The organism is Paraglaciecola sp. (genome assembly GCF_051252315.1).
Taxonomy (GTDB): domain Bacteria; phylum Pseudomonadota; class Gammaproteobacteria; order Enterobacterales; family Alteromonadaceae; genus Paraglaciecola.
In genome coordinates, this window is record NZ_JBPOFP010000146.1 from 1 (window position 1) to 9,621 (window position 9,621).

The 9,621-nt window shown below is 38.1% G+C and carries 11 protein-coding genes; 5 read left to right on the forward strand and 6 right to left on the reverse strand.

What is annotated here, in order from left to right; translation table 11 throughout:
• Positions 1–246 precede the first annotated feature (246 nt).
• On the reverse strand, positions 247–1,260 hold the full coding sequence (gene ansA / locus ACSHXM_RS19345) for an asparaginase (protein WP_435691597.1): 1,014 nt from the start codon (positions 1,258–1,260) through the stop codon (positions 247–249).
• A gap of 158 nt (positions 1,261–1,418) precedes the next feature.
• Here ansA and ACSHXM_RS19350 point away from each other — a divergent pair, with 158 nt between their 5' ends.
• On the forward strand, positions 1,419–3,248 hold the full coding sequence (locus tag ACSHXM_RS19350; RefSeq protein WP_435691599.1) for a DUF885 domain-containing protein: 1,830 nt from the start codon (positions 1,419–1,421) through the stop codon (positions 3,246–3,248).
• On the opposite strand, the gene ACSHXM_RS19355 is transcribed toward ACSHXM_RS19350, so the two are convergent.
• Together ACSHXM_RS19355 and ACSHXM_RS19360 are read right to left on the reverse strand one after the other, a co-directional pair.
• Positions 3,242–4,075, reverse strand: coding sequence for a hypothetical protein (locus ACSHXM_RS19355; RefSeq protein WP_435691601.1), 834 nt, complete (start codon positions 4,073–4,075; stop codon positions 3,242–3,244). The genes ACSHXM_RS19350 and ACSHXM_RS19355 overlap by 7 nt on opposite strands.
• 7 nt (positions 4,076–4,082) lie before the next feature.
• On the reverse strand, positions 4,083–4,823 hold the full coding sequence (locus ACSHXM_RS19360) for a dienelactone hydrolase family protein (protein ID WP_435691603.1): 741 nt from the start codon (positions 4,821–4,823) through the stop codon (positions 4,083–4,085).
• Between the two features lie 100 nt (positions 4,824–4,923).
• On the opposite strand from ACSHXM_RS19360, the gene ACSHXM_RS19365 reads away from it, so the two are divergent.
• From ACSHXM_RS19365 to ACSHXM_RS19380, 4 genes are all read left to right on the forward strand, one after another.
• Entirely contained in the window at positions 4,924–5,400 is a 477-nt protein-coding gene (locus tag ACSHXM_RS19365; protein WP_435691605.1) for a hypothetical protein, read from the forward strand.
• 78 nt (positions 5,401–5,478) lie between these two features.
• Complete coding sequence (locus tag ACSHXM_RS19370) at positions 5,479–5,724, forward strand: hypothetical protein (protein ID WP_435691607.1); 246 nt, start codon at positions 5,479–5,481, stop codon at positions 5,722–5,724.
• 109 nt (positions 5,725–5,833) lie between these two features.
• Positions 5,834–6,118, forward strand: a complete 285-nt coding sequence (locus tag ACSHXM_RS19375; protein ID WP_435691609.1) for a pyrimidine/purine nucleoside phosphorylase — start codon at positions 5,834–5,836, stop codon at positions 6,116–6,118.
• Positions 6,119–6,136: 18 nt separating this feature from the next.
• A complete protein-coding gene (locus tag ACSHXM_RS19380) occupies positions 6,137–6,475 on the forward strand; it encodes a Fis family transcriptional regulator (RefSeq protein ID WP_435691611.1) in 339 nt (112 codons plus the stop codon).
• Between the two features lie 53 nt (positions 6,476–6,528).
• Here the strand turns inward: ACSHXM_RS19380 and ACSHXM_RS19385 are convergent, their stop codons facing one another.
• The 3 genes from ACSHXM_RS19385 to ACSHXM_RS19395 all read right to left on the reverse strand — a co-directional run.
• On the reverse strand, positions 6,529–6,741 hold the full coding sequence (locus ACSHXM_RS19385) for a DUF3820 family protein (protein WP_435691613.1): 213 nt from the start codon (positions 6,739–6,741) through the stop codon (positions 6,529–6,531).
• Positions 6,734–8,530 carry an ABCB family ABC transporter ATP-binding protein/permease gene (locus ACSHXM_RS19390; RefSeq protein WP_435691615.1) on the reverse strand — a complete coding sequence of 599 codons (1,797 nt, stop codon included), beginning with the start codon at positions 8,528–8,530 and terminating at the stop codon, positions 6,734–6,736. The genes ACSHXM_RS19385 and ACSHXM_RS19390 overlap by 8 nt, the downstream gene beginning before the upstream one ends.
• A 47-nt stretch (positions 8,531–8,577) precedes the next feature.
• Positions 8,578–9,621 (reverse strand): GGDEF domain-containing protein (locus tag ACSHXM_RS19395; RefSeq protein ID WP_435691618.1); only part of this gene is annotated, 1,044 nt, incomplete at its 5' end.

Consider the following 9,621-nt stretch of genomic DNA (forward strand, 5'->3'; position numbering starts at 1 on the left):
TTTTATATGTGCTTGTTTTGCTTATTTTAATTATGGTAATACAATTGTTTTATTTGTTTCAACGGCTCTCATTGCGAAAGTCTGTTTGGGTTTAACCATCTACAATATCTATACGGTTATTCAAGACATTAGATGGGAAAGACAGAAAAAACTTAGCCACAAATCTTAACAGCATCAAAATAGTTTTATAAACTGTCGGAAATATTCTTAAGTTGGTGCTTAATGTATATGTTTGTTAAGAGCCATCTAATTGGTTAGCTCACCTCTTAAATTAGTCGCTAACAAACGTTTTACTTCTCTAATTGGCAAGTTTTTACTTAATAAATAATGTAACTTTGCAAGGGCTGCTTCGGGTGTCATGTCTGTCCCTGAGACGACTCCAGCTTCTTTTAGAACATTACCGTTTGCATAGCCTGACATATTAACTTTACCTCGCACACATTGAGTACAATTTAAAATAATGATCCCTTGTTCATTGGCGATAGCTATTTGTTCCAGCAGAGCTTTATTCTGTGGTGCGTTGCCCACACCAAAGCTGAGTAAGATGAGTGCTTTAACAGGTTGTTGAAGCGTGTTTTTTATGACTGTGGTATCGATTCCTGGGTATAGCGTGACAATACCTATGGGTTGAGAAGTGATCGGACTTACTTGAAGTTGTTTATCGTTATTCACCCCTAGTTGGTTTTTGTCTATTTTGATTTCTATGTCAATGCCTGCTTCTAATAGTGCCGGGTAGTTTGGCGAGCCAAATGCATTAAAACCATCCGCATCTAGTTTTCGACAACGATTACCTCTAAATAATTGGTTGTTGAAAAACAAAGTCACTTCGGCAATCGGATAATTGGCGGCTATGTATAAGGCATTTAATAGGTTGGCTTGGCCGTCTGAACGTAATTGAGCTAATGGAATTTGAGAGCCTGTTACAATGACAGGTTTGCCTAAGTCTTCTAACATAAATGATAAGGCTGATGCGGTATAGGCCATAGTATCTGTGCCATGCAATATGATAAACCCATCGTAATCAGAGTAATGTAGTTGAATGTCGTTGGCTATGAGTTGCCAGTCAGTGGGACTCATATCTGATGAATCAATTAATGGATCATATTCGTGAATAGTAAAATCAGGCATTTCACTACGATGAAACTCAGGCATATCTGCTAGGGTTTCTGACAAGAATTTTGCTGCTGGTATAAAACCTTGTGGTGAAGGGCGCATGCCAATGGTTCCACCCGTATATGCAACGTATATGTGTTTTTTCATCTTGTTCCTTTAGGTAAACATTAAGTGACCATCAATTAAAGTTTACAGCAAAACTCTATAGGCACTAAGATATGATATCTTGATCGAGATGTATTAATCATTTTTACTTTAGCTAACCCGCTAACGTTTCACTTCACAATATTTAGGTTAAATAGAATATGACTCCATTTCATGTAAGTTTATCTTTCGTCGCATTATTAGGTTTAAGCGCATGCAATCAACCCGTTAAAGAAGCTCCTACTGACATCCAAAATCAAACGGCTGAATTAACCAGTGAGTCGGATAAGGCTAACCTTATTTTTGAAGAAGCTTTTGCTGAATACATGTCCCTAAATCCAGTGTATGCCACTTATGTAGGATTAAATCAATTTAATGACCAATTTCACCCACCAATTAATAAGCAGAGTATTGCTAAACGTTTAGCGTTTGAGAAAAAGTATTTGGCAAAGATTAAAGAAATCGATTCTTCTAAGTTATCCGGGCAAGCATTATTAAGTTATGACATTTTTGTGCGGGATAGAATACAGTCCATTAAAGGTGAACAATTTCCAACTGACCTTATTCCAATCCACCAATTTGGAGGGGCTCATTCTTCCTTTGCTACTTTAGGCTCAGGTAAAAGTGCGCAACCTTTTAACACAGTTGAAGATTATCAAAACTTTATGAAAAGAGCTGAGGGATTTGCAATGTATATGGACAGCGCTATTCTCTCGATGCAAGAAGGTATCGAAAAATCAATCGTGCTGCCCAAAGCTCTCATCAAAAAGCTGTTGCCACAACTTGAAGTACATTTGTTGGAAGATGTTACTCAGAGTGTATTTTACGGGCCCGTGTCTCAACTAAAGAATAATGTTGAAATTGAAGAGACTGAAAAACAAAGCTTGGAACAAGCCTATGTTGAATGTATTAAAACTGTCATTATTCCGGCTTATCGTCGTATGTTTGGCTTTATATCAGATGTATATTTAGCGAATGGTAGGGATACAGTTGGTTTGTCTGATTTACCAAATGGTAAAGCCTGGTACGAATACCGTATTGAAGCAAATACAACCTTGCCTCTAAGTGCAGATGAAATCCATACCTTCGGTAAACAGGAAGTGGCACGTATATTAGCCGAAATGAAAGCAGTGAAAGAGACAGTTAAATTTGACGGTGATTTGAGCGCGTTTTTTGAATACTTACGTACCGATGAGCAATTTTTCTTTGAGTCGGAACAAGCTTTGATAGATGGCTATACAAAAGTCAAAGAAAAAATAGACAATCGAGTACCTTTGTTATTCGAGGTATTTCCTAACGCCGATTACGAAGTCAGAGCGGTCGAAGCGTTTCGAGCGGCCTCTGCTGCAGGTGCCAGTTATCAAAGCCCTGCACCAGATGGCTCTAGGCCAGGAATTTTCTATATCAATGCTTATAACCTAAAGGCCCAGCCCAAATATTTAATGGAAACCTTAAGCGTGCATGAAGCGGCCCCTGGCCACCATTTCCAAATAGCTATTCAACAAGAGGTTAAAGGCTTACCAGATTTTCGTAAGTTTGGAGGATATACGGTATTTTCTGAAGGTTGGGCATTGTATGCCGAGAGTCTAGGTAAAGAATTAGGATTATTTACCGACCCTTACATGTGGTACGGGAGGTTGTCTGATGAGCAACTACGTGCGATGCGGTTAGTAGTGGATACGGGCTTACATGCTTTTGGCTGGTCTCGTCAACAAGCTATCGACTATATGGTTAATAACTCTTCTTTAGCCTTAACTGATATAGAAGCTGAGGTAGAACGTTATATTGCGATTGGCGGTCAAGCAGTGAGTTACAAAGTGGGTGAGAGGCATATACGTAAGTTAAGAAACAAAGCAAAAGGGGCCTTAGGCAATAAATTTAGTGTGAAGAAATTTCATACCCAAATATTAATAGACGGAGCATTGCCCATGCCTATTCTTGAAGCAAAAATTGACAGATGGATAGAGAAGCAAAAAAACGCTATTCATTGATTCTGAATATACGTCTCTGGATAGAGTGTTTTGGCAGGTTCTTGTTCATATTGGTGGAGTAATGTAGCAAACAAAGGCTCGCCAATTAGGCCATCTAATGAATTTACTAGCTCTTGAATATTATCATCTTGCTCTCGACAACAATCTTGGTAATGACTAATAAGATCAGTTAAATTGATCTTATGTTTTTGTTGAAGTTGTTTATCTGCTAAAACAAAAAAATAGGCTCCTCCCCAATAGGCCGCTGGGTACTGTCGTTTGTCCATTAACCTATTAGCAATGGAAGCGGCAGTATGCTTACTTTTATTAAACCAGCGAATATGCGGAGCAATTTTCCCTTGATAACGTTCTGCTAACGTACCTTTTAGAATTCCTGCTTGAAACATGATTTGATATTGCATGTAACTTGCGAAACCTTCAGAAAACCAGCGGTATTGGCGGCCTAAATAGGGTAACGCCATATGAGCCAGTTCATGATAAATAGTCCAGTCGTTTATAAATTTATATAATTTAAAACGAGAGTCCACGTAAAAATGCACGCTGCCTTTACCGTCCCGAACTGTATGTGCCCATGGTACCGGTTGGTTCGATTTCTTAGGGTAGACATGTAACGCTAATGGAGTAGGGTAAATTCCAAGTGTTGCACGAGTGGAATTTACCCCTCTTGTTAGCCAAGTTTGTAACATGGCACTTTGCTTTTCTTCAAATGCCGATAAACCATGTACGCTAAATTGATTTTCTGTGACTGCAATGCTTTGGGTTGGGAAAACCCAACAACAAATAATGAAGTTTAAGTACAGCCATCTAAAACCAGTAGAGTAGGTCATAACATCTTTAGTTGGTTAGATGGCTTTGAAAAAACTCAACCGACATTTTATACATTTGCAGCGCTAAGGCTGCGTCGTATCTATCACCTTCATCACGCATAAAAGCGTGCTGAGCATTGACTTCATGCCAACTGAAGTCATTTTCATTGGTGTATAGTGTGGTGCGAATTAAATCTCGTCCTTCAGGCGTTACATGAGGGTCTTGCTTACCAAATACCAATACCATAGGGCCGCTAATATTTTTGCTCTGAGTTAGAGAATCATTGCCTTCAACGCAAGGTAGAGTATTCGAATGAATGTCTGTTGGATACAGGCAAAATGAAGCACCTATATTTTTGTTCAGCGCCGCTCTGAAGGCCAAATGGCCGCCAATGCAAACCCCCATGGCACCAACTTGTCCATTGCTATAACTTTGACTGGTAACAAAGTCGATCATGGCTTGAGTGTCAGTATCATGATCCTCTAGAGGTTTAGTAAATTTGTCAGCGTTGCCTTTATCTTTTCCGGCATCATCATAGGCTAATACCGTGCCGATGGGGTTGAGTTCATGAAAAACCTCTGGAACAAGTACAACAAAACCGTGGCCCGCTAATATTTGAGCACTACGAGTAATAGGTGTGGTTTCTTGAAATATCTCAGAGTAAAAAATAATGGTAGGGTACTTTTTGTCATCGACAGGGCGATATATCGAGGTGCGCATGATGCCAGTTGGTGTAGATAAGTCGTTAACTTGACGTTGAATTAGCATAAAGGGGCCTGTAGTTGTATGGAATATAAATTATTAGATCTTGTTTAATTTTAATACATCACCATTAATCAGAATATGAGACCGGTAAAATTGACTATCTATGTCACATTATTTGACTAAATATTTGGGTGTATTGTTTGTTGCAACTTGTATTGTATTACAACTGTGCGCTTTTGCAGAGCCTGATAGCCAAGAAACCTACTATGTTGAAAGTAAACAAGAAGTAGACGACACTCAAATCGTTGATGTCATCTTTTTCAAGGGGCCTCCTCTTAAGGCTCCTTCACTAAAGACTAATTTACATAAGACTACTGCACTTAGGGTTACTAAACTTGATCTTCCTTTATTCAAAGAGAACACACATAGTCAATCTGTTAATCATAGCAATAGCAACAATCACCCGTTTATTGTTTTTATAAACACCTTGCCTACTGTCTTACTCGACACAATATCGGTTAAAGTCAATCTATTACTTAGGCAACAAATACTTAACCTTCCTTTGCTTGTATCACCTATTAAATATCGATTAATCCACAATCAAAACCAAGACGAACGACCTTTAAATACTCAACTTTAGAATAATTTTTAAGCATGAGCTTAATACGCTAAGTTTTATTCATTAGCCTTTTGTGGGCTAAAATTTGATGGGTTCAATATGACATTATTAGCAGAATTATGGGGGCTATTCATGCCCTGGATTGTATTTATGGGTTTCGTTTATTTGTGTATTAAAATGACGGGGTGGGCAAAAAATAGAAAGGCAGGGGCCATTGCTTTTGGTTTATTAGTGCAAATGTTTATACCCGATCCGAAAGCAAAAATCACAATAGAGGCGGTAGCTAAACAAAAGCAGGAAGTTAAAAAACAACAAGATGGTATTGCAAAAGACAAGGATAGCTAGCGCCATTAAATCTAGATAGAGGTGATAAGTTAGAATAATTTGAGGGTTGTTTAGCTAAGGGAAACTGTTAGATTACCCGAAAATTTTTAAAGACTATTAAAGGACAGTTATGTTTGAATCTAATGAATATTTTGACGGTAAAGTAAAGTCTATCGCGTTTAAAACAGCTACATTGCCAGCTACGGTTGGTGTAATGGCTGTAGGTGAATATGAGTTTGGTACCAGTGAATTTGAAACCATGACAGTGGTAAGTGGTGCATTAACTGTGCAGTTACCAGATAGCGCTGAGTTTCAGACTTTTAATGCTGGCGAAAGTTTTACCGTTGAAGCCAACAAAAGCTTTAATGTACAAGTTGCAGTAGAAACTGCGTACTTGTGTACCTACGGCAAGTAGAATTAGCGATACCCTTTGGTGAATAAGACAATTAAAAAGCTGGATAATAATGTCATTAAGGCATTAACCGTAGCCTGTGAATCTTTTAAAGATAACATCAATGGATTTGAATGGTTGACCCACACAGCCGACTATTCAAATTTTCCAGCTAGTTTAGTCGTGACTTGTGTGTTCGATACCAATCAATCCATAGCCGATACAAAAGATAAGGCCTTAGATATAAACATGCGTAAAATCATTCAACAGCAACTGTTAAAAGTGGGAATTTTGCTTAAAGATGCCCGCAGAAATGTCTGCTTAGATAGTGAAGAAGCCTGTTTAGCCGAACACAAGGGTGATTGGAATGCGCGGATCTAACCGTTCTCGGTTGTGGTTAGATGCAAGTTAAGGTCGCTGCTGAGTTATATGTCTTATTTTTGGATCAGAGGTTCTAACATGGTTTCTAATCCATTGACTTTCACTTCGTGGATCAGTGCTAGTTGTTGCCCTAATTTACCTTCTGGAAACCCTTTGCTGCTAAACCAAACTAAATAAGGTTCAGGAAGATGTAGCAATTTTCTACCAGCATATTTTCCAAAAGGCATGGTTTGATTGATTGCTTCTAGTAATAATTGATTATCCATTTAATTCTTCACTGTTTTGTTGGGCAAGCCATAATTGTTTGTAAGGCCCATCTTGTTCTACTAACGCACTATGTTTACCTTGCTCTAGTATTTTTCCATTGCCCATTACTATGATGTTATCTGCATCAATGATGGTGGATAACCTATGGGCAATAACTAAGCTGGCGTGTCCTTTGGATACATTTTTTATTGCTTTTAAGATCAGTTGTTCAGATTGACTGTCTAATGATGAGGTTGCTTCGTCAAACACCAGTATTTTTGGACGTTTCAAAATGGTTCTAGCAATGGCTACGCGTTGTTTTTCGCCGCCTGAAAGTTTTAACCCTCGTTCGCCTACTTTAGTATTTTGTTTGTCTGGTAGTGATTCTATGAAGGTTCTAAGATTTGCCAGATCTATCGCTTGATTAACTTCAATATCAGATGCCTGAGGGCGGCCATAACGTACATTTTCGAAAATACTATCATTAAACAACACTGTGTCTTGTGGCACTATGCCTATGTTCAGTCTTAAAGAATCTTGAGATACCTGTTTAATGTCTTGTTGGTCAACGTAAATGTTACCGGCGGTTGTGTCATAGAACCTAAATAATAGTTTTACTAGTGTTGATTTTCCTGCGCCACTTTCACCTACCACAGCAACTTTTTGTCCTGGCTGAATGTTAAAATTCACATCTTTAAGTATGGGGCGGTCTGGGCGATAGCTAAAGTTGACGTGTTTAAACTCAACTAGTCCTGTTTGTACCGATAGCTCTTTGGCATTAGGAGTAATGGGCACTTGGCTTTTTTTATTTAGTAGAGTAAATAGATTTTCAATATTGGCCAATGAGCCTCTAATTTCTCGGTACACAAAACCAAGAAAATTTAGCGGCATAAAAATTTGCATGGTAAAGGCGTTAATTAATACAAAGTCACCGATAGTCATTTTTCCGTGAGCAACTTGGTATGCGGCTAAGGCCATCATACTGGTCATAGACAAAGCAATTATGGTGGCTTGTCCGCCGTTTAAGGCAAATAATGAAAGTCGGTTTTTACGTCTGGCGTTTTCCCAAGTCTTTAAATCTTTGTCGTACCGATTTGCTTCGTATTTTTCGTTATTGAAATATTTAACCGTTTCATAGTTTAGTAGACTATCAATAGCCCGAGAGCTACTACTTGAATCAGCTTTATTGACCTCTCTAACATATTTGGTTCGCCAATCTGTGGCTTTGATTGAATAAGCGACGTAGCTTAGTACTGAGGCAAGTATGATTAATGCGAAACTGATCCCGTAGTTGTAAAACAGTACGCCTATAACCACAATGATTTCAAATAGCGTAGGGCCAATATTAAACACTAAAAAGCGCATTAAGAAACTAATGCCACTCGTTCCCCGTTCAATATCTCGTGACAAGCCACCCGTTTGGCGATTTAAATGGAAATCTAAATCTAAAGAGTGGAGGTGTTTAAACACTTTAAGGCCTAAGCGCCGCATGGCTCGTTCGGTAACTCTTCCAAATAATGTGTCCCGAATTTCACCAAAAATGACATTAGCTAATCTTAAAGAGCCATAAGCAGCAATGAGCCCAAATGGTACCAAAATCAAAGCGTCATTAGTTGAATCCGTATTTAGGGTATCAACTGTGTATTTGAGTATAAATGGTAAATAAATGGTGGCTACTTTCGCGGCGATTAAAAACACCATTGCCAACAATATTCTGAGTTTGAACTCAGTTAAATAGGGCCATAATTGTGAGAATATTTGCCAGCTAATTGGCTTGTCTTCGTCAATAGGAAAACGGTTGGGACGCATAAAGAGTAAACGTTAGGTAACAATGGGGTTGATCATATCAGCAGATGTTAACTAATACTGCGGTTTCTACCGTCACTTTTGGCTTTATAAAGTTTTGTGTCGGCGTGACCGATGGCTTCGTCTAAACTATCTGTTGGCTGTAGTTGATGTATTCCCATACTGACTGTGATGTTGAATTGTGAATTTTTATAATTAAAATACGTCTGTTCAATTTTTTGACGTAACTTTTCTGCCAGTATTTTTGCTTGCTCTGAATTAGTAGTAGGTAACAAAAACAAATATTCTTCGCCTCCCCAACGTGCAATTGAATCTTGTTTTCTTAATTCTTTGGTGAATATTTTGCCCACCTTTTTTATAACCTCATCGCCTTTTTCATGTCCATATAAATCATTTATTTTCTTAAAGTAATCAATGTCACACATAATTAATGTTGTTGAGAGTTGACTTCGTTTGCTTCTGGCATACTCAAGAGCCAGGTTCTGCATCATACCGCGTCTATTTAACAGCCCCGATAACACGTCGTACATTGCCAGCTTTTCAAACTTCTTGCTTAGTTCACTAACACTTTGGTAAGAATTATGCCGAGCGGCTTCGTAAATGGCAAAAAGTAAACTAACGGTAATAAAGGAGTAGAGCAATCTAGATTTAAATTCAAAGGTATATTCCGTAGCTAATAAAATTGGGTCAGGGTAAAACAACTGAAAACTGATAAAAAGAATAAACAAACATAAATTGCGTAAGCCTTTATATAAGCCTCCAAAAAATAAAATAACTGGAGGAACCAAATAAATCCAAAGTGGGCCTGTGTTGTTTACCCCCCCAGAATAGACTAAGTAGATTATAAGTATGACAAGAGAAATCGATAACAAGTTGGCTGAGTATCTATAGGGAATTGAAAACCAGTTGTTTCTGAAAATTAAATGGGCATAAAAATAAATACCACTTTGAATAAGTAAAACCCAAGCTAATTCAAAGTCATTATTAACAAAGGAAGCAATCCCCATTATGAGTGTAATTGTGAATCCTAAGGTACTAAATATATTAGCAACAACTATTCTTTGAGTTGACTCTGGATCTTCTTTATTTGATAC

What these genes read in the sequence shown, in the direction of transcription:
- ansA (WP_435691597.1), bottom strand. Translation starts at nt 1,260, where the DNA reads ATGAAAAAACACATATACGTTGCATATACGGGTGGAACCATTGGCATG.
- ACSHXM_RS19350 (WP_435691599.1), top strand. Translation starts at nt 1,419, where the DNA reads ATGACTCCATTTCATGTAAGTTTATCTTTCGTCGCATTATTAGGTTTA.
- ACSHXM_RS19355 (WP_435691601.1), bottom strand. Translation starts at nt 4,075, where the DNA reads ATGACCTACTCTACTGGTTTTAGATGGCTGTACTTAAACTTCATTATT.
- ACSHXM_RS19360 (WP_435691603.1), bottom strand. Translation starts at nt 4,823, where the DNA reads ATGCTAATTCAACGTCAAGTTAACGACTTATCTACACCAACTGGCATC.
- ACSHXM_RS19365 (WP_435691605.1), top strand. Translation starts at nt 4,924, where the DNA reads ATGTCACATTATTTGACTAAATATTTGGGTGTATTGTTTGTTGCAACT.
- ACSHXM_RS19370 (WP_435691607.1), top strand. Translation starts at nt 5,479, where the DNA reads ATGACATTATTAGCAGAATTATGGGGGCTATTCATGCCCTGGATTGTA.
- ACSHXM_RS19375 (WP_435691609.1), top strand. Translation starts at nt 5,834, where the DNA reads ATGTTTGAATCTAATGAATATTTTGACGGTAAAGTAAAGTCTATCGCG.
- ACSHXM_RS19385 (WP_435691613.1), bottom strand. Translation starts at nt 6,741, where the DNA reads ATGGATAATCAATTATTACTAGAAGCAATCAATCAAACCATGCCTTTT.
- ACSHXM_RS19390 (WP_435691615.1), bottom strand. Translation starts at nt 8,530, where the DNA reads ATGCGTCCCAACCGTTTTCCTATTGACGAAGACAAGCCAATTAGCTGG.